Annotated in this window: 14 protein-coding genes; 5 read left to right on the top strand and 9 right to left on the bottom strand. The window is 67.2% G+C overall.

Features of this window, described 5'->3' with window-relative positions:
- Position 1 precedes the first annotated feature (1 nt).
- The 6 genes from AC1ROD_RS05160 to AC1ROD_RS05135 form a co-directional block, all read right to left on the bottom strand.
- Positions 2-2515 (bottom strand): TonB-dependent receptor, encoded by a 2514-nt coding sequence (locus AC1ROD_RS05160; protein ID WP_492947177.1) that lies wholly within the window; start codon positions 2513-2515, stop codon positions 2-4.
- A 114-nt stretch (positions 2516-2629) separates the two neighbouring features.
- The gene (locus AC1ROD_RS05155; protein ID WP_492947176.1) at positions 2630-2818 is read right to left on the bottom strand and encodes a hypothetical protein; all 189 of its coding nucleotides are present in this window, start codon (positions 2816-2818) and stop codon (positions 2630-2632) included.
- Complete coding sequence (locus tag AC1ROD_RS05150) at positions 2787-3443, bottom strand: sigma-70 family RNA polymerase sigma factor (protein ID WP_492947175.1); 657 nt, start codon at positions 3441-3443, stop codon at positions 2787-2789. The genes AC1ROD_RS05155 and AC1ROD_RS05150 overlap by 32 nt, the downstream gene beginning before the upstream one ends.
- Positions 3444-3539: 96 nt before the next feature.
- Positions 3540-3899: a flagellar protein FliS gene (locus tag AC1ROD_RS05145; RefSeq protein ID WP_492947174.1), complete on the bottom strand. Its 360-nt coding sequence runs from the start codon at positions 3897-3899 to the stop codon at positions 3540-3542.
- Between the two features lie 22 nt (positions 3900-3921).
- Positions 3922-5610 carry a flagellar filament capping protein FliD gene (gene fliD, locus AC1ROD_RS05140; RefSeq protein ID WP_492947173.1) on the bottom strand — a complete coding sequence of 563 codons (1689 nt, stop codon included), beginning with the start codon at positions 5608-5610 and terminating at the stop codon, positions 3922-3924.
- Positions 5611-5672: 62 nt separating this feature from the next.
- A complete protein-coding gene (locus AC1ROD_RS05135) occupies positions 5673-6497 on the bottom strand; it encodes a flagellin (protein ID WP_492947172.1) in 825 nt (274 codons plus the stop codon).
- A gap of 224 nt (positions 6498-6721) precedes the next feature.
- Here AC1ROD_RS05135 and AC1ROD_RS05130 point away from each other — a divergent pair, with 224 nt between their 5' ends.
- The 5 genes from AC1ROD_RS05130 to AC1ROD_RS05110 are packed head-to-tail and all read left to right on the top strand — an operon-like array spanning position 6722 to position 11584.
- Positions 6722-7375 carry a flagellar hook assembly protein FlgD gene (locus tag AC1ROD_RS05130; protein ID WP_492947171.1) on the top strand — a complete coding sequence of 218 codons (654 nt, stop codon included), beginning with the start codon at positions 6722-6724 and terminating at the stop codon, positions 7373-7375.
- Positions 7376-7386: 11 nt separating this feature from the next.
- Positions 7387-8652 (top strand): flagellar hook protein FlgE, encoded by a 1266-nt coding sequence (gene flgE, locus AC1ROD_RS05125; protein ID WP_492947170.1) that lies wholly within the window; start codon positions 7387-7389, stop codon positions 8650-8652.
- The gene (locus AC1ROD_RS05120) at positions 8652-8993 is read left to right on the top strand and encodes a hypothetical protein (RefSeq protein WP_492947169.1); all 342 of its coding nucleotides are present in this window, start codon (positions 8652-8654) and stop codon (positions 8991-8993) included. Before flgE ends, AC1ROD_RS05120 begins: the two co-directional genes overlap by 1 nt.
- A gap of 13 nt (positions 8994-9006) precedes the next feature.
- A complete protein-coding gene (gene flgK, locus AC1ROD_RS05115) occupies positions 9007-10701 on the top strand; it encodes a flagellar hook-associated protein FlgK (protein WP_492947168.1) in 1695 nt (564 codons plus the stop codon).
- Positions 10702-10711: 10 nt separating this feature from the next.
- Positions 10712-11584 carry a flagellin gene (locus AC1ROD_RS05110; protein WP_492947167.1) on the top strand — a complete coding sequence of 291 codons (873 nt, stop codon included), beginning with the start codon at positions 10712-10714 and terminating at the stop codon, positions 11582-11584.
- Between the two features lie 4 nt (positions 11585-11588).
- Here the strand turns inward: AC1ROD_RS05110 and AC1ROD_RS05105 are convergent, their stop codons facing one another.
- Genes AC1ROD_RS05105 through AC1ROD_RS05095 form a run of 3 tightly spaced genes read right to left on the bottom strand, consistent with a single transcriptional unit; the run spans position 11589 to position 19320 of the window.
- Entirely contained in the window at positions 11589-13010 is a 1422-nt protein-coding gene (locus AC1ROD_RS05105) for an efflux transporter outer membrane subunit (RefSeq protein ID WP_492947166.1), read from the bottom strand.
- Positions 13007-16189, bottom strand: a complete 3183-nt coding sequence (locus tag AC1ROD_RS05100; protein ID WP_492947165.1) for an efflux RND transporter permease subunit — start codon at positions 16187-16189, stop codon at positions 13007-13009. Before AC1ROD_RS05100 ends, AC1ROD_RS05105 begins: the two co-directional genes overlap by 4 nt.
- Entirely contained in the window at positions 16186-19320 is a 3135-nt protein-coding gene (locus tag AC1ROD_RS05095; RefSeq protein ID WP_492947164.1) for an efflux RND transporter permease subunit, read from the bottom strand. The genes AC1ROD_RS05100 and AC1ROD_RS05095 overlap by 4 nt, the downstream gene beginning before the upstream one ends.

The raw sequence follows: 19320 nt of genomic DNA, 5'->3' as shown, positions 1-19320 counted from the left end.
CTCAGTAACGCAGGCTGACGGTCAGGCCGTAGGTGCGGGGCTCGCCGGCGATGAAGGTCGGCATGCCGAGGCCGTCGCCGGTGTTGCCCGCGTCCTTGATGAACTTCTCGTCGGTCAGGTTGTCGCCGAAGACCTCGACGCCCCAGTTGGCGCCGTCCGGGATGTAGCGGAGGCGCAGGCTGAGCAGGCCGTAGGCGTCCTGGACCTCGTCCACGACGGTGTCGGCGACGAAGTTGCGGGTCTGCAGGTCGGTGCGGTCGTTGTTGTCGTCAAAGAACATCTCCGACTGCCAGGTGTAGGTCGGCTGGATTTCGATCGAACCGCCGGCGACCGGCTGGGTCCAGATCAGGCCGACCGAGGCGCGGTTGTCGGGCGACAGGCGGAACTTGTTGCCGTCATAGATGCCCGCCTTGAAGCGCGAGTGGTTGTAGCCATAGGTCCCGAACACCTCGACCTGTTCGGTCATCGCCCAGCTCAGCTGGCCCTCGAAGCCGTAGCTCTCGGCCTTGCCGGCGTTGGTGGTGACGAACAGGGTGCCCTGCTGCACCGTCGTCTGGAAGTTTTCGTAGTTGTACAGATAGGCGGCCGCATCGACGCGCAGACGGCGGTCCATCAGGGCAGCCTTGTAGCCGACCTCATAGCTGTCGACCTGTTCGGAGGCGACTTCGGTAAAGCGCGGCGTTCCAAACGGCGCGCTCGGGGCGCTGGCCGCCAGCACGGTCGGGCGACGGCCGCGGGCGTAGTTGGCGTAGACGCTGGCGTCGTCCGACAGGGCGTAGCGGGCGGTGGCGCGCCAGGTGAAGCCGTCGTCCTCCAGATCCGAAGTCACGGTCGAGCCGTTGCCGGCGGTCGGCTGGAACGTCAGGCCGAACAGGGGGAAGGCGGCGGTGACCGGAGCGGTGGCGGCGCCGGGTGTGGCCAGGGCCGTCAGGAAGGCCAGTTGGCCTGCGGGCGGGATAGCACTGAGGGCCAGCAGCGAACCGACGATCGAACGGCCGTTATCGACCTGGGACGCGAAGCCCGTGGTCTTGTCGTCATGGGTGTAGCGCACGCCCGCCGAGACCTCGAGCCGGTCGGTCAGCTTGTAGGTGGCGTCGGCGAACAGGTCCCAGGATTCCAGCTCGCTGGAGTTGGTCGCCTCTTCGATATGGCTGGACTTCAGATTGGCGGCGATGCCCGGGATGAAGGGCGCCGGGATTCCCAGGCCAGCCAGGATCGGATTGATCAGGGTCGAGGAGCTATAGGCCGCCAACGGCAGGGCGTTGGGCAGGGCCACGCCCGGGGCGCCGTCCAGCAGGCCGGACAGCTGGGCCAGGGCGACGCGTTCGTTGAACTCGACCGGGGCGCGTTGCGAGCCCTCTTCCTTGAAATAGCCCACCCCGGCGAAGCCCGAGAAGCGGCCGCCGTTGTCGTAGTTCAGGCGGAACTCCTGGCTCCACTGCTTGCCTTCCGCATCCTCGGCGGCGGTCAGCAGCGGCAGGGAAATCCCGTCGGCGTCGAAGGTCTCATAGCTGTCGAACTCGCGGTAGGCGGTGGTCGAGTTCAGGGTCAGGCTGTCGGTCAGACCCGCCTTGACGATGCCCGTCACGCCCCAGACCTCGCGGTCCAGACCCAGGGTCTTGCCGCCGTCGAAGTTTCCGCCCGGCGTCAGGGCCGCGCCCTCATTGGCGTCGCGCACGCCCAGCACCGCGCCGGTGTTCGGGTCCTGCGGATTATAGGCGATCGACTTGAAGGAGGTGCCGGCCGGATTGTCGGTCTGATAGTTGCCGATGATATCGACGCGCAGGCGGTCCGACGGCTCGAAGACGCCCGACAGGCGGAAGGCCTGGGTGTCGACGCTGTTGTAGTTGTCGCCGTCCAGCAGGTTGTCGATATAGCCGTCGCGCGTCTTCATACGGGTGGCGAAGCGGATCGCGCCGGTCTCGCCGACCGGGACGTTCACCATCAGCTCGGCCATCCGGTAGTCGAAATTGCCGACGCTGGCGCGGGCCGCGGCGTCGTAGTCGCCGACGTCGGCCTTGTTCTGGATGATGTTGACCGCGCCGATCAGGGCGCCGCGACCATAGAGGGTCGACTGCGGCCCCTTGGCCACCTCGACCCGCTGGATGTCGAACAGCTCGACATAGGAGCCGCGCGACTTGGAGATGGAGACGCCGTCCTGGAACACCGAGACGCGGGGCTCGACCGTCGATTCACCCGAGTCCGAGGTGATGCCGCGCATCACGAAGCCGGCGTTGTTCGGCGACTGGTTCTGGACCAGGAAGCCCGGGACGAAGGCCGACAGTTCCTCGAAGTCCTGAACGCCCAGCTTTTCCAGCAGCGTCCCCGTGTAGGCGGTCAGGGCGAAGGGAACTTCGATCGGATCCTGGGCGCGCAGCTGGGCGGTGACGATGACGTCCTCGACCTGGCTCGTCTGTTCCGTCGATTGGGCGGAAGCGGCGGTCGCTCCGCCCAGAGTCGCCACTAGGGCGGTCGCGCCCAGAAGGCCGATTTTGAGAGTGTCGTGACGCGCCATTTTTCAGATCCCCTGCACAGCTTCGCAGGAGTTAACGGCGCTCCGTGCCCGTCAGGCGACAGCGCGGCGACCGGCGCATGAAGCTCCAGCCGCGGATTGGTGACGGTTGATCAGTTAGCGGATGGCTGTTCTGTCGGCGGCGTTCCCACCGGCCGTCGGAGCGCCGCTCGCGACCGCGAAGATGTCCTGGGCCTCGCGCGACACGCTCATCAGGGCGATGGCTTCCTCGGCAAGGCGGGGCGGCCAGACGCTCAGGTCGGGGCCGAGGATTTCAAGATGGTCGCGCCATTCGGTCATGGTCATGGGTCCAGAGCTTCTTCTGATTCCGCAAATCGTCCCGGAGCGCCATCCTGCCCCTTTTGAGCAGTGAACGCACCGAGCTCTCGGTGGTGGCCATCCGCGCCATGATCTCCGGCACGTCGGCGTCTTCGAAATAGTGCAGGCGCATGGCCTGGGCTTGGGCGTCCGGCAGCCGTTCGACGGCCGCTCTCAGGCGGTCGCCCGCCTGTCTTTGTTCGATGGCGCGGTCGGCCGGGACCGGGCCGTGGTCGTCATGAGCCTCGAGCGCGGTGGCCAGCACCGTGTCCTCGGTCGGGGCGTCGCGCCGCCGGCGGCGGTGGTCGATGGCCCGGTTGATCACCACCCGGTGCAGCCAGGTCGAGAACCTCGCCCCCTCCTGCGTCCACCCGCCCCTGCGCCACAGGGTGAAGAAGACCTCCTGCACCACGTCCATCGCCTCGTCAGGATCGCCGACGATGTTGCGGCAGATGACCTGGGCCATGCGGCTGTGGCGATCCATCAGCACCCGCAGGCAGAGATCGTCCCCTTCCCTCAGCCGCGCGTAGAGGACCTCGTCGGGCAGGTCGTCACGGCAGGAGACCGGCTCAAGGACTGTCGGTTTGGAGGCGGGCGCGGGCTTGGCGGACATCGGGCGGATCCAGCATTCAACTGCCCTCCGCGCAGCAATCGACATGCCAGAGTTGACATTTTCTCCTTATATTTCAATGATGTAAGCTTGAGGCGCCTAGTGTTGCCGGCTTGTGGCCTTTGAGAGCCCCAACATGACGTTGCGTATCTGGGCGGTTATGTTCGACCACTCCGGGCTTCCCTCCCGCAACATTCCGGCGGCTACGATCTGGCGCTGAAGTCGGCGGTAGAATTCGGCCAGACGGTGGCCATCAGCCCCCGCCAGATCGAAATTCATGTGCATTCTCATCGCGGTAAGCAGACTTGTGGCCGTCTGCACGTGGGTGGTCATCTCGTCGAGCCGATTTTGCTCCTCGGCAAGGCTTGCCGAGGTCACGGCCGCATAGAGCTTCTGGTGCAGGGCCAGGGCGACGCTGGCGGGCTCGTGGATCAACAGACCCGAGGCGCGATAGGCCATGCTGGCCCGTCCGTAGGCGGTGTTAGTCATCGTCCGATGTGTTCCCGAGAATGGCCGCGATCTGGGCCTGAAGAAGTTTGGCCTGGGTCAGCTCGGCCTCCATGTTCGCGTATTTGGTCACGAGCTTTTCGCGGTACGTGTCCGCGTCGGTGCGGATCTTGTCGGACCGGGTGGTCAGGTCCTCGTTGACCGTCTCGATCGAGTCGATGCGCTGCTGGATCAGGCTGGTAGTCGAGCTGTTGTAGAGCGTCATCGCCTGGGTCAGCAGATTGGCGAACCCCTGCTGGATCGACACAGAAATGTCCCCGGTCGAGGCCGGCGCCAGGATGAAGGTAATGCCCTCATAGGCCGTGCCCGTCGCCCCCACGAGGCGGGAGCCGGAGATGGTGAAGGCCGCGTCATTCCCGTCGATGGTAACGCCGGTGATGGCCCCGCTGTCGTCGGTTGTGATCGACAGGGTGAAGTCGAGCGACCTGGACGTGTTGTTGCGCAGCAGCTTCAGGCCACTGTCCGACGTCGTGAAGTCGGTTTCGAAGAAGCTCTCCAGCGCCTTGGCATTGGACAGGATGGCGTCGTTCAGCGCGGTCTCGTCGCTGATCTCGAGCAGATTGTCCGAGGTCCAGGTGATGCCCATGTCGCTGAGCCGGGTGATGTCGCCCGAGGCCGAGGCGCTGGCGCCGTTGATCATGGTCTTCAGCGACTGGTCCAGCGACCGCAGCAGGCTGTCGGCGAACAGGACCGCGTCGTCGGACGCCCCGCCGCTGGACGACACCGCCTGCTGGTCGAGCACATATTGCTTGAGGGCGTTGTAGGCGGTGACGAAGTCGCTGATCGCGGTCTTCACCCCCGAATTGTCGGCGGTGATCGTCAGGGTGATCGGCTCGGTCGTGACCCCGGCGAGGGAGAAGCTGACCCCGTCGATGACGTCGGTCATCTCATTGGTCGAGCGGGTGACAGTGACGCCATCGACGGTGATGATCGCGGGCTGGGCCTCGCGCAGGACATTGGTGAAGCCGCCGTCGGCGTCGGTCAGTCCGACCGACTGGGCCACGTCGTCACCGCTGACCGTGCCCAGGACGATGGTCTCATTGGTGTCCACGGCGGACAGCACGAGCTGGTAGTTCGTATCGTCCAGCTTCACGAGCGAGGCCTGCACCCCCGTGGTCGAGGTCTGGGCGTTGATGGCCTTGGCCAGATCGCTGAGGGTCGTCGTGGCGGTGACGGTGATCTCGGCGGCCGTCCCGCCCTCGACGCCGACCGACATCACCCCCGTCAGGCCGAGCGCGGTGGTCGAGGGGCCGGCGGTCGCGGCGACCTTCATCGCCTGGGCCAGCTGGACCACCTCGATGGAATAGACGCCCGTGGCCGCCTCGCTGTCGACGTCGACGGCCAGGCCCGAGACGGTCACGCCCGAGGCCGTGGTCAGGGAGCCGGAGCGGTTGTCGAAGGCGTTATCCGACCCCAGGCTGGACCAGGCGGGCAGCGCCAGAGACTCCATGGCGTCGGACACGGCCGCGACCAGGCTCTGGACCTCCTGATAGGCGCTGATCTTCGTGGTGTTCGTGGTGATCCTGGCGTCGATGGTGTCGGCGCGCGCGGTCTTCTGGGCCACCGCCGCATCGATCAGGGCGTCGGTGTCCAGTCCCGAGGAGATGGAGGTGATGTAGCTGGCCGACCCGGAGGTCGAGGCGGTCGCGGCGACGCTGGCCATGAGGTTTATCCGTTCGTGTGGGGATCAGGGGAACGGGCGGAGGCGAACCCCCGCCCGCGCCTTTACTGGAGCAGCTTCAACAGCGACTGGCTCATGCTGTTCGCCTGGCTCAGGGCGGCGATGGCCGCCTGGGTCAGGGTCGAGAGCGTCGTGTAGTTGGTCTGCTCGGAGGCCAGGTCGACGTCGCTGATGGCCGATTTCGCGGCCTCCAGGTTCTCGAGCGAGGTGTCGATGACACTCGCCCGATAGTCGAAGCGCGACAGGCTGGCGCCCACATTGGCCCGCGAGGTTGAGATGGTGTTGATCGCCGTATCGATGGCGTCCATCGCATCCGCCGCGTCATCCGCGGTGGCCACGCTGGTGCTGTCGATGCCGAGATCGCTCGCCGTCACCCCGTCGATGGTCACCGTCAGCGTATCGGTGCTGCTGGTGCCCAGGAGGAAGGAGACGCCACTCGCATAGTCGCCCGCGCCGTCGAGCAGGGTCGAGCCGTTGAAGTTCGTCGTGGTCGCGATGTCCCCGACTTCTTCCAGCAGCTGCTGATACTCCGCATCGATGTTGGCGCGGCCATCATCGTCCACCGACCCGGTCTGGGCCTGGGCCGTCAGCGACTTCATGCGTTGCAGGATGTCGCTGATCTGGGACAGGGCGCCGTCGGCGGTCTGAAGCACCGCGGTTCCCTGCTGGGCGTTGATGGAGGCTTGTTCGAGCACCACCACGTCCGCAGCGATATTGGTCGACGTGGCCAGGCCGGCCGCGTCGTCCTTCGCGCTTTGGATGCGTTGGCCGCTCGACAGTTTCGCCACCGAGGCCGACTGCGCCGCCGAATTGGCGTTCAGATAGCGCAGGGCGGTGTTGGCGGCGGTATTGGTTGAGATGACAGGCATTCTTTCCTCGTTCTCTCCAGACTGACGCCGACGTGCGGAATGCACGCCGGAGGGGGCGGAGAACGCTTCTCGTCTCCGGTCCCGCCGATGGAACGGAACGGCCGCCGCGTTTGGGGCGCGCTTTCTGTCGCCGTGAGAAAAATCAGGGCCCGCGCATTTTTCGCGCCCCATCCGTTCCGGCCGTCTCGTTGAACCCGTGACAGCAACCGGACCGGGCCGACGCCATGACCACCGTTTCATCCGTCGCGACGACGACCTCGACAGCGACATCCTCGTCGTCGGCGCTGACGCTCGACATGAACCAGTTCCTGCAGATCCTGGTCACCCAGCTGAAGACGCAGAACCCGCTTGAGCCGACGGACGTCACCGACTTCACCAACCAGCTGGTCGGCTATGCCCAGCTGGGGGCCCAGACCGAGACCAACGACAGTCTTTCGGCCCTGTCGTCGTCCCTGACCGCCATGCTGACGTCGGGCGGCGCCGACTACATCGGCAAGACCGCCGAGACCGACAGCACCGACGCCCCCGTCCAGAACGGTTCGGCCTCGTGGACCTATACGGTCGGATCGGACGCCGCCTCGACGGCCCTGGTGGTGACCAATCAGGACGGCGACGTGGTCTGGTCCGGCACGGGTGAGACCAGCAGCGGCCAGCACGCCTTCTCGCTCGATCAGTCCGACCTCACGGGGGTCGAGGACGGCGACGTCCTGACCCTGACCTCGGTGTCCAGCGACGCCGACGGGGTCGGCACGGTCAACGCCGTGACCGCCTTCGCCCAGATCGACGCGGTGACCTTCGACAGCGGGACCACGGCCTATCAGGCCGGCGACGCGGTCATCTCCACCGACGACATCCTCAAACTCTACGCCTCGGCCTGAGGAGCGCCCCCATGACCCTGTCCAGCGCCCTCGCCTCCGCCGTCTCCAGCCTGACCGCCCAGGGCGTCGCCCTGTCGTCCATCTCGGAGAACATCGCCAACTCCTCGACCACCGCCTACAAGGTCAAGGACACGTCGTTTCAGTCGCTGGTCTCCTCCAGCATGGAATCCAGCATCGCCGCCGGTGGGGTCTCGACCACGCTCAGCCGCGCCATGCTGGTTCAGGGGGTGATCTCCACCTCGACGGTCGACACCAACCTGGCGATCAACGGCTCGGGCTATTTCGCCGTGACCAGCAGCCCGACGGGCGGGGTCGCGGACCTGGCCTACAGCCGCAACGGCAGCTTCACGACCGACTCTTCCGGCTATCTGGTCAACTCCGAAGGCTACTATCTGCAGGGCTACGCCACCGACGCCGACGGCGTGGTGACCGCGACCGGCGCCTCCAGCCTGCAGGCGATCAATGTCTCCAACCTGACCTCGCCGGCCTCGGCCAGCACCAGTCTGACGGTCGCCGCAAACCTGCCGGCCGACGCCGCCGTCGGCGACGCCTTCACCACCACCTCTTCGGTGATCGACAGCCTCGGCGCGACCCACATCTTCGACCAGACCTGGACCAAGACCGACGCCAACACCTGGTCGCTCGCGGTCAGCAATCCCTATTCGGCCGGCAGCGGCGAGGAGACCGGGACGGCGGCGACCAATACGGTCAGCATCACCTTCGACAGCAACGGCCTGCCGTCGGTGATCAATCCGGATCCGTCGTCGGTGACCTTCAGCTTCAACGACGGCGCCTCGGACGCCACGGTCGCGCTGAACCTGGGCGCCGTCGGCTCGTCGACCGGCCTGACACAGTACGATTCCGGCGCCACCGACCCGACCATCGCGGTGACGAAGATCACCAGCGACGGCATGGCGGCGGGCACGCTCAGCGGCGTCTCCATCGGTTCGGACGGCACGGTCAGCGCGACCTTCTCCAACGGCCTGACCAAGACGATCTACAAGATCCCGGTCGCCACCTTCGCCAACGCCTCGGGCCTGAGCCAGGTGTCGGGCACCACCTTCAAGGCCAGCGCCTCCAGCGGTCAGGCCCAGATCAATCTGTCCGGCGTGGGCGCGGCCGGCGACGTGGTCTCCAGCGCCCTGGAAGGCTCGACCACCGACACGGCGACCGAGTTCAACAAGATGATCGTGGCCCAGCAGGCCTACTCCGCCGCCTCCCAGGTCGTGTCCAGCGTCAAGGACATGTTCGACACCCTGATCTCGGTCGTCCGCTGATGCCGGATCACGGGCAGAACCTTCAGAAACTGCTGTCCAAAGCCCGGCGCTCGCGGGGCGCGGGCTTCAGCCTGCCCATCATCGAGGGCTACGAAGAAGCCGCAGCCATGGCGCGCGACATCGCCGCGAAGCTCGCCACCCTGCCCTGGGACGACCGGGCCGTGCTGATCTCGGACGTGCAGTTGCTGGAAGCCGCCCTCAAGACCCGGGCCGAGGTGTTGCGCTCCGAAATGGCCACTCACTCCAGCGAAATCATCCGCCTGAATCGTGGAGCCGGCGCGCGCGACGCCTATGGCGCGGGCGCTCGCCTGCGGCGGACGCCGCCGAGGAGCGACGCATGAACGGGGATCAGCCGTGAGCTTGGGCGGCGTTCTCGCCAACGCCTCGGCGGCCCTCTCGACGGCCCAGTATCAGGTCGCCCTGAGCACGACCAACGTCGCGAACGCGAGTACGGCCGGCTACACCTCCAAGACCTATGTGGCGACGTCCCAGACGGCGATCCTGGGTCTGAGCACAGGCACAGTCAGCCGGGCCACGAACAGCTACCTCCTGAAGGCCGTGACTGCCAGCGCGGCCCAGGCGGGATACGACACCGCCGTCAATGACACCCTCAGCCGCTACGACACCCTGCTGGGCGGCACGGACGACGGCTCGGACATCGCCAGCCTGACCTCGGCCCTGTCCACGGCCCTGACCAGTCTGGCCTCGGGCTCTTCGACCACCAGCGCCGCCGATGTGGTCTCGGCCGCCAGCGAACTGGCCGACGGTCTGCGCGACCTGTCCTCGGGCATCCAGTCGCTGCGCAAGGACGCCGACAGCGCCATCGCCACCACGGTCGGCCAGATCAACGCCCTCCTGACCACCATCAGCGGCCTCAACAGCCAGATCGTCTCGGGTCAGGGGGACGCGGCCAGCCTCGCCGACGCCCGCGACACGGCCATGACCTCGCTGGCGAGCCTGCTCGGCGTGACCAGCTATGAGGACGCCTCCGGGCGGCTCAACGTCTACACCACCAGCGGCCAGCAGCTGGTCGGGGACACCGCCAGCGTTCTCGGCTTCTCGACCAGCGCCGTGTCGGCGAGCGCGACCTACCCCGGCAGCCTGTCCGGCGTGACCCTCAACGGCCGCGACCTCACCAGCAGTCTGACGACCGGCGAACTGGGCGGGCTGCTGGCCTTGCGCGACACCATCCTGCCCGCCGAACAGTCCGCGCTCGACACCCTGGCCGCCGGAGTGATCGACGCCGTCAACACCGCCGCCGCCAGTTCGGCCAGCTATCCGCCGTCCAGCCTCACCTCGAGCCTGTCGGCGACCTCCAGCGACGCCCTGTCCCTGACCGGCAGCCTGACGATCGTCCAGATGACGACCTCCGGGACGTCTACCGGATCGACGACGCTCGACCTGTCCGGGATCACCACCGTCGCCGACCTGATGACCGCCCTGAACGGGGTGTCGGGCGTCACCGCCAGCCTGTCGAACGGCAAGCTGACCCTCTCCAGCGCCAGCGGCGGGATCGCCCTGGACTCCAGCACAGCCCTGACCAGTTCCGGTCAGACGCTGAACGCCTGGCTCGGCTTCAACGATGTCTTCACGGGGGCTGACGCCTCGACCATCCGCGTCTCCGCCGGCCTGCTGTCCGACAGCAGCAAGCTGGCCACCTCGACTCTCGACTCCACGGCGGCCGTCAATGCGAGCGCGGTCGCCTCGGGGGGAACGGGCGGCGTCCAGGCCATGCTGACGGCCTTGGGCGCCGACCGCGCCCTGCCCGCCTCCGGCAAGCTGTCGGCCCAGACCACCAGCCTGTTGTCCTATGCCTCCAACGTCCTCGCCTCGGCGGCCTCGACCGTGTCGAAGGCTGCGAGCGCGGCGTCGCTCTCGACCGCCCTGTCCGAGGGGTATCAGAACAGCCTCAGCAACGTCACGGGCGTGAACCTCGACGAACAGACCGCCCTCGTTAGTCTCTACCAGCAGCAGTACGAGATGACCGCCCAATTGATGAGCGCCATCAAGGACATGTTCGACACTCTCGTCAGCATGGCTGCGTCGTGATGGGGGCGTCATGATCGGCCGGGTCGCGACCTTCACCCAGTCCCTCTACGTCTTGCACCAGAGCCTGGGGACCCAGGCGAAGCTGGCCGAGGTTCAGGAACAGACGGCGAGCGGGCTCAAGTCCTCGACCTTCGGCGGCCTCGGCGTCTCGGCGGGGGCCCTGACGCGTCAGCAGACGGCGTACGAGACGGCGACCGCCCAGTCGAACGCCGCCAACAGCGCCCTGACGGTGCTACAGCAGTCGTGGTCGGCGCTCGGCACGATCACCGACCTCACCGACACCATCTCCACCACCCTCGCCTCCGCCGTCAGCGCCAGTGACACGACCGACCTCGCCGCGACGGCCGAGGGCTGGCTGGCGGACCTTGAGAGCATCCTCAACAGCCGGTTCTCGGACCAGTCCCTGTTCGCCGGGACCGCGACCGACGCCACGGCGGTGAACCTGACCGACTATGTCTCCGGCGCGGCCGACAGCTATTATCTGGGCAGCGCCGACGAACGGGTGTTCACGGCCTCGGACGGCCAGACGGTGGCCCTTTCGGTCAACTCCGCCAATTCTTCATTGGCGACTTTGGTCGAGGCGTTGAAGGGGCTGATCAACGGGACCTCGACCGCGGCGGCGGCGCTGGATCAGGTCCAGTCGGCGGCCTCGGGCGTCGCCGATCTGCAAGCCGGGCTTTCGGCGGGGGCGACGCGGCTCGAGGCCATCGCCGAGCGGGCGGACGCGAAGGCCTCGGCCCTGTCCGATCTGGTCAGCACCCTGAAGGAGGCCGACCTCGCCGAGGCCTCGGTGCTGGCGACCCAGTACGAGACCCAGCTCCAGACTGCCTGGTCGACCCTGAACATGCTGATGTCGGTCAAGCTGTCCGACTATCTGCGCTAGGCCCTCAGGTCGGCGGATTCTGAAGAGACGCCGTGGTCCAGCCGCCGCCCAGAGCCTGAATGAGCGCGACCGCCGTCGTCTGGCGATCGACGCCCGCCTGCAGCAGGTTGCGGCGCGCGCTCAGGGCGCTGGTCTGGGCCGAGATCACGTCGGTATAGGCCACCAGCCCCGCGCGATACTGGTTGAGCATCGCCGCCTCGGTCTGGTCCGCCGCCGTCGAGGCCTCCTGCAGCAGGGCGTACTGACGCGCCAGCACGCCGGTCGCCGTCAGCTGGTTCTCGACGTCCTGGAAGGCGGTCAGCACCGTCTGGCGATAGGTCGCGACCGTGCCGTCATAGGTCGCCCGCGCCTGCGCCACGCGCGCGCCGCGCGCCCCGGCGTCGAACACCGTCTCGGCCAGGCCCAGGCCCAACGACCAGACATTGGTCGAGGCCGCGAACAGGTCGCCGAGGCTGGACGCCTGCGAATTGGCCGATCCGGTCAGGGACAGGGTCGGGAAGAAGGCCGCCTGCTCGACGCCGATGGTCGCATTGGCCGCCGCCACCGCCCGCTCGGCCGAGGCGATGTCCGGACGACGCTGCAGGATTTCCGACGGCACGCCCAGAGGCACGTCGGGCACGACGGGGCTCCAGTCGTTGACCGCCGCCAGGGTGAAGCTGCTGGGGTTCTCGCCCACCAGCACCGCGATGGCGTTCTCATAGGTCGCGCGGGTCCGCTCCAACCCAACCAAGGTGGAGCGCGCCGTGGCCAGCTGGCTCTGGGCCTGAAGCACGTCGGTGCGCGGCGCGATCTTGGCGTCATAGCGGTTCTGCGTGATCGTCAGCGCCCGCTCATAGGCGGCGATGGTCTGGTTCAGGATCGCCGTCTCGGCGTCGGCCTCGCGCAGGTTCAGATAGTTGGCCGCCAGCTCGCCCTGGATGGACAGATGGGCGCTGGCCAGATCGGCGGCGCTGCCCTCGGTCTGGGCGTTAGAGCCCTCGACCTGACGCCGGATACGGCCCCACAGGTCCGGCTCCCAGCTGGCGCCGATGCCGACTTGATAGCTCTCGCTGTCACCCGTCGAGCCGTCGCCGCCCGACTTCGATCCCGAGCCGTTGAGGTCGACCGTGGGGAACAGGCTGGACCGGGTCTCGCGCGTCGCGGCGCGGGCCTGACGATAGGATGCCTCTGCGGCGGCGATGGTCTGATTGGCGGTCTCGGCGCGGGCGGCCAGATCGTTGAGAACCGGATCGCCGAACAGGATCCACCAGTCGCCGCGCTCCAGACTGTCGCCGGGCGCAGCCACGCTCCAGCCCGTCGGCGCCTTGAACGTCAGCGGGGCGGAGGCCGTCGTCGGGACCACATAGTTCGGTCCCACGGCGCAAGCGGAGGTCAGGAGGGCGACGCCGAACAGGGCCGCCGCGGTCTTTGCAGGGATGCGGGTCATGCGGTCGTGGTCTCCGGTTCGATGTGGCGCGCCAGGGCGCTCTCGTCGCGTTTCCTGCCCCTCAGCCTGTCGAGATAGACGTAGACGACGGGGGTGGTGAGCAGGGTCAGAAGCTGGCTGGCGATCAGCCCGCCGATGATGGTGATGCCCAGCGGACGGCGCAGTTCCGCCCCCTCGCCGAAGCCGATGGCCAGCGGCAGGACGCCGAGCCCCGCGGCCAGGGTGGTCATGAGGATCGGGCGGAAGCGCAGCAGCGACGCTTCCCGCACCGCCTCCACCGCCGTCAGCCCCCGCGACCTCTGGGCATCCAGCGCGAAATCGATGATCAGGATCGCATTCTTCTTCACGATGCCGAGCAGGAGGAAGACCCCGATCAGGGCGATGACCGAGAACTCCATGTTGAACAGCATCAGGGCCAGCACCGCTCCGACGCCCGCCGCGGGCAGGGTCGAGAGCACGGTCAGGGGGTGAATGTAGCTCTCATAGAGGATCCCCAGCACGAGGTAGATCGCGACCAGGGCGGCGCCGATCAGCAGGGGCATTTGCCTGGCCAGATCGCCGGCGCTGGCGGCGGTGCCGGCATAGGTCCCGCGCACGTTGATCGGCATGCCGATCGAGGCCTCGGCCTCGGTGATCGCCCGCTTGGCGTCGTCCAGAGTGACGCCGTCCGCGAGGTTGAAGGAGACGGTCGTGGCCAGCTCTCCGTTCTGGTGATTGACCGAGGTGTCCGTCGCGTGCTGGCTGACCGACGAGATGGCCGACAGGGGCGTCATCGGTGTGGTCGTGGTGGCGAGCGCCGTACCGGTCGAGGGGTCGCGCAGGGCCGGATTGGTCACGGCGTTGGTGGTCGCCCCCGTTCCGCTGGTCGGGACCTGGACGTCGTTCAGGGCTTCGGGGCCTTGGGCGAACTGCTGCTGCCACTCCATGATGACTGAATACTGGTTGATGTCCTCATAGATGGTCGCGACCTGCCGCTGGCCGAAGGCGTTGTAGAGGCTGTTGTCGATGGCCCGGGGCGTGATCCCCATCCGCGCGGCCGAGTCCTTGTCGATGGTGATGAAGGTCTCGACGCCGTTCTCGGACTGGTCGCTGTCGACGTCGGTCAGCTCGGGCCGGGCCTTCATCGCCTCTCCCAGCTTCGTGGCCCAGGTCTTGAGGTCGGCGCTGGAGTCCGAGATCAGGGTGTACTGATAGGTCGAGTTCGACGACCGCCCGCCCATGCGCACGTCCTGCACCGGGTTCAGGAAGACACTGATGCCGGCGACTTTCTGCAGCTGCGGCCGCAGCCGGGCGATGACCGCCTGACCGTTCTCGCCCCGCTCCTTGAGCGGTTTCAGATTGACGAACATGAAGGCGCCGCCGGCCCGGGCGCCGCCGGTGAAGCCGACGACCGTGTCGACCGCCTTGTCCTTGTGGATGATGTCCACGACCGTCTTCAGCTTGGCCGACATGGCCTGGAAGGACACGCTCTGGTCCGCCCGCACCCCGGCCATCAACTGCCCGGAGTCCTGCTGCGGGAAGAAGCCCTTGGGCACGACCACATAGAGATAGCCGGTCAGGGCGATGATCGCGACCAGCGACAGGATGACCAGCGGCTTGCACGCCAGGGCCCAGTCCAGACACCAGGAATAGACGTTCTGGACGAAGCTGAACGCCTTCTCGAACTGGCGCGCCAGCCAGTTCTCGCGATGCCCCTCGGGATGCCGCTTCAGCATGAAGGCGCACATCATCGGCGTCAGGGTCAGGGAGATGACCAGAGAGATCATCACCGCCGCCGACAGGGTCACGGCGAACTCGCGGAACAGCCGTCCGACCTGCCCGCCCATGAACAGCAGGGGGATGAAGACGGCGACCAGCGAGATGGAAATCGACAGGACGGTGAAGCCGACCTCACGAGCGCCCAGCAGCGCCGCCTTGACCCGCTCCATCCCGGCCTCGATGTGGCGCTGGGTGTTCTCCAGCACCACGATGGCGTCATCGACCACGAACCCGGTCGCGACCGTAATGGCCATCAGTGAGAGGTTGTTGAGCGAGAAGCCCAGCAGATACATGACCCCGAAGGTCCCCAGCAGGGAGACCACGGTGGCCACCGCCGGGATGATCGTCGCCGAGGCCGTGCGCAGGAAGGCCGAGACCACCAGCACCACCAGGATCAGGGACACGATCAGGGTCAGCTCGATCTCGTGCAGGGACGAGCGGATGGAGTTGGTGCTGTCCGAGGCGACCTGGATCCTGATGTCGCTGGGCAGCTGGGCCTGAAGCTCGGGCACCACGGCGCGAACGCCGTCGACGGTCTTGATGACATTGGCGCCGGGCTCGCGGGTGATCAGGACGATGATCGCCGGCTTGCCGTTGAACAGGCCCAGGGTGCGGGTGTCGGCGACGCTGTCGGCGACCGTGGCCACATCCGACAGCCGCACGGGGGCGTTGTCCCGCCACGCGATGACGAGGTTGGAATAGTCGGTGGCGTTGCGGCCGGCGGCGGTGGTGTAGATCTGGAAGCGGCGGCCGTCGCCCTCCACCGCGCCCTTGGGGCGGTCGGCATTGGCGGATTCGATCGCGGCCCGCACGTCCTCCAGGCTGATGCCGTAGGTGTTCAGCTGGAACGGATTGATCTGGACTCGTACGGCCGGCAGGGAGCCGCCGCCGATCTCGACCTCGCCGACGCCGTCGACCTGGGCGATGCGCTGGGAAACGGTGTTGGACACGGCGTCATAGATCTGGCCCGGCGTCTTGGTGTCCGAGGTCAGGGCCAGGATGATGACCGGGGCGCTGGACGGATTCACCTTGTTGTAGGTCGGATTGCTGCGCATCGAGGCGGGCAGGTCGGCGCGCGCCGCATTGATCGCCGCCTGCACCTCGCGCGCCGCGCCGTCGATGTTGCGGTTCAGGTTGAACTGCAGATTGATCCGCGTGGAGCCCGTGGAGCTCTGGGACGTCATCTCATTGACGTCGGAGATGACGCCGAGCCGGCGCTCCAGCGGCGTCGCGACGCTGGAGGCCATGGTCTCCGGACTGGCGCCCGACAGGCTCGCCCGCACCGAAATGGCCGGATAGTCGACCTGCGGCAGGGGCGCGACCGGCAGGACAAAGAAGGCGCCGATGCCCGCGAGCGCCAAGCCGATGCTCAGCAGGACCGTCGCGATGGGCCGCCGGATGAAGGGCTGGGACAGGTTCACCGGGCAGGCTCCGGATCACCTTCAAGGTCGGTCGGCAACGGGCCGTCGTCCTCGGACGCACCGGCAGCGCCCGTCGGCGTCTTTCTCGGCCCCAGCTTGTCGAAGGCCAGATAGATGATCGGCGTCGTGAACATGGTCAGCAACTGGCTGACCAGCAGGCCGCCGAAGATGGCGATGCCCAGCGGCCGGCGCAGCTCCGCCCCCTCCCCCATGCCCAGCATCAGGGGCACGGCGGACAGAAGCGCGGCCATGGTCGTCATCAGGATCGGCCGGAAGCGCAGCACCGCGGCCTGGAAGATGGCCTCGCGCGGCGACTTGCCCTCGGTCCGCTCCGCGTCGATCGCGAAGTCGATCATCATGATGGCGTTCTTCTTCACGATGCCGATCAGCAGGATCAGCCCGATGATGCCGATAACGCCGAGATCGTTGCCGGTGATCAGCAGGGCGAACAGGGCCCCGACGCCCGCCGACGGCAGGGTCGAGAGGATGGTCAGGGGGTGGACGTAGCTTTCGTACAAGACCCCCAGCACGATGTAGACGCAGACCACCGCCGCCAGGATCAGCCACAGCTGGTTGGTCAGGGACTTCTCATAGGCGCCGGCGCTGCCGAGGAAGGTCGTGGTCACGCTGGCGGGCATGTCGATGCTCTTGATCGCCGCCCTCACCTGCCCGACCGCGGCGCCGAGCGAGACGCCGGGCGCGGCGTCGAAGCCGATGGTCGTCGCCGGGAACTGGGCGACGTGGGTCACCTGCACCGGCGACTGCTGCTCGCGGATCGTGGCGAAGGCGCTGAGCGGCGCGGCCCCGCCCTCGGCCTTGAGGTTCAGCTGCCCCAGGGTGTTCAGGTCGGTGACCAGGGTCGGGTCGGCCTCCAGGATCACCCGGTACTGGTTGGTCTCGGTGAAGATGGTGGAGACGATCCGCTGGCCGAAGGCGCTGTAGAGGGCCTCATCGACCTGGGACGCGGTGATCGACAGCCGTGCGGCGGTGTCACGATCCACATCGACCAGAGCCGCCGAGGTCGTGGCGCTGGCGTCGTTATAGACGTTCCTCAGCTTGGACTGCTTCTCCATCGCCGCGGCCAGCTTGCCGGCCCATTCCTTGACGACGGCGGTGTCGGCGCCCTCGACCGCGAGGCGGTATTGGGTCGGGCCGGTCTCGGTGTCGATGGTCAGGTCCTGGGTCGGCTGCAGGAACAGGCGCAGGCCGGGGATCTCGGCGACCTCGGACTTCAGCCGGGCCATGATCCTGTCCTGCGACCCGTGACCGTCCTTCAGGTTGATGGTCATCTGGCCGTTGTGCAGGGTCGCGTTATTGGTCCCGTCCACGCCGATGAAGGAGCTCAGCGACTTCACGTCCTTGTCGGCCAGGATGACCTTGGCCGCCTGCTGCTGCAGCTCGCTCATCTTCGCATAGGAGATGGAGCTGGTCGCCTCGGTGCGGGCCAGAAGCTGGCCGGTGTCCTGCACCGGGAACAGGCCCTTGGGGATGACCAGATACAGGACGGCAGTCAGGGCGACGGTCGCCACCGCAATGCCCAGGGTCAGGGGCTGATGCCGCAGCACCCAGTCCAGACCCTTCTCGTAGCGGCGCTCCACATCGGCGAAGAGGCGGGCGCTGTAACGGCTGACGCCTTTCAGCTCGCCCTCCGCTTCCGGCTTCAGCCAGCGCGCCGACAACATCGGCGTCAGGGTCAGGGAGACCACCGCCGAGATCAGGATGGTGATGGCCAGGGTGATGGCGAACTCGCGGAACAGCCGCCCGACCACATCGCCCATGAACAGCAGCGGGATCAGCACCGCGATCAGGGAAACCGTCAGCGAGATGATGGTGAAACCGATCTCGCCCGCGCCCTTGAGCGCCGCCGCCATAGGCTTCTCGCCCTTCTCGATGTGGCGCGAGATGTTCTCGATCATGACGATGGCGTCGTCGACGACGAAGCCGGTCGCGATGGTCAGGGCCATCAGGCTGAGATTGTTCAGGCTGTAGCCCAGCAGATACATCGCCCCGCAGGCGCCGATCAGGGAGATGGGCACCGCCAGGCTGGCGATCAGGGTCGCGCGCAGGCTGTGCACGAACAGGAAGATCACCAGCACGACGCCGATGATGGCCAGGACCAGTTCGAACTCGACGTGATGCACGGACGAGCGAATGCCTGTCGTCCGGTCGGTCAGGACCTGCATGTCGACGGCGGCCGGAAGCTGGGTCTGGAGCTCGGGCAGGCGCGCCTTGATGGCGTCGACGGTCTGGATGACGTTGGCGCCCGGCTGGCGCTGGACGCTCAGCAGGATGGCGGGCTTCTCGTCGGCCCAGGCGCCCAGTTTGGAGTTTTCCGCGCCGTCGATGACCTTGGCCACATCCGACAGCCGCACGGGCGCGCCGTCGGCATAGGTGACGATCAGGTTCTTGTAGTCATCGACCGTCAGCAACTGGTCGTTGGCGTTGATTGTATAGGTCCGGGTCGGACCGTCGAAACTGCCCTTGGCGCCGTTGGCGTTGGCGGCGGTGATGGCCGACTGCATGTCCGTCAGGGTGATGCCGTAGGAGGCCATGGCCTGGGTGTCGGCCTGGATGCGGATCGCCGGCTTCTGGCCGCCCGACAGGCTGACCAGGCCCACGCCCGCGGTCTGGCTGATCTTCTGGGCCAGACGGGTGTTCACGAGGTTCTGCACCTCGGTCAGCGGCAGGGTGTCGGAGGTGATGGCCAAGGTCAGGACCGGTGCGTCGGCCGGATTGATCTTGGCGTAGGTCGGCGGCGCCGGCAGATCGGCGGGCAGCAGGGCGCTGGCGCCGTTCAGGGCGGCCTGGACCTCCTGTTCGGCGACGTCCAGCGTCTCGTTCAGCCCGAACTGCAGGGTGATGACCGAGGCGCCGGCCGAGCTGACAGAGCTCATCCGGTCCAGCCCCGCCATCTCGCCGAGCTGGCGTTCCAGCGGGGCTGTGACGGTCTGGCTCATGACCTCGGGGCTCGCGCCCGGATACAGGGTCTGGACCTGGATGGTCGGATAGTCGACCTGCGGCAGGGCCGAGAGCGGCAGCATGCGGAAGCCGACGAAGCCGGCCAGCACGATGGCCAGCATCAGCAGCGCGGTCGCGACCGGGCGCTGGATGAAGGGACGCGAGGGGCTCAT

Source organism: Brevundimonas sp. GW821-FHT12E07 (genome assembly GCF_058807035.1).
Note: the sequence above shows the minus strand (reverse complement) of the source record. Positions and strands in the feature narration are given on the sequence as shown.

Excerpts from the sequence above, each read along its gene's own strand:
- AC1ROD_RS05110 (WP_492947167.1), top strand. The coding sequence starts at position 10,712 with ATGATCGGCCGGGTCGCGACCTTCACCCAGTCCCTCTACGTCTTGCAC.
- AC1ROD_RS05095 (WP_492947164.1), bottom strand. The coding sequence starts at position 19,320 with ATGAGCCCCTCGCGTCCCTTCATCCAGCGCCCGGTCGCGACCGCGCTG.
- AC1ROD_RS05120 (WP_492947169.1), top strand. The coding sequence starts at position 8,652 with ATGCCGGATCACGGGCAGAACCTTCAGAAACTGCTGTCCAAAGCCCGG.
- AC1ROD_RS05160 (WP_492947177.1), bottom strand. The coding sequence starts at position 2,515 with ATGGCGCGTCACGACACTCTCAAAATCGGCCTTCTGGGCGCGACCGCC.
- fliD (WP_492947173.1), bottom strand. The coding sequence starts at position 5,610 with ATGGCCAGCGTCGCCGCGACCGCCTCGACCTCCGGGTCGGCCAGCTAC.
- AC1ROD_RS05130 (WP_492947171.1), top strand. The coding sequence starts at position 6,722 with ATGACCACCGTTTCATCCGTCGCGACGACGACCTCGACAGCGACATCC.
- AC1ROD_RS05150 (WP_492947175.1), bottom strand. The coding sequence starts at position 3,443 with ATGTCCGCCAAGCCCGCGCCCGCCTCCAAACCGACAGTCCTTGAGCCG.
- AC1ROD_RS05145 (WP_492947174.1), bottom strand. The coding sequence starts at position 3,899 with ATGGCCTATCGCGCCTCGGGTCTGTTGATCCACGAGCCCGCCAGCGTC.
- AC1ROD_RS05135 (WP_492947172.1), bottom strand. The coding sequence starts at position 6,497 with ATGCCTGTCATCTCAACCAATACCGCCGCCAACACCGCCCTGCGCTAT.
- AC1ROD_RS05155 (WP_492947176.1), bottom strand. The coding sequence starts at position 2,818 with ATGACCATGACCGAATGGCGCGACCATCTTGAAATCCTCGGCCCCGAC.
- AC1ROD_RS05105 (WP_492947166.1), bottom strand. The coding sequence starts at position 13,010 with ATGACCCGCATCCCTGCAAAGACCGCGGCGGCCCTGTTCGGCGTCGCC.
- flgE (WP_492947170.1), top strand. The coding sequence starts at position 7,387 with ATGACCCTGTCCAGCGCCCTCGCCTCCGCCGTCTCCAGCCTGACCGCC.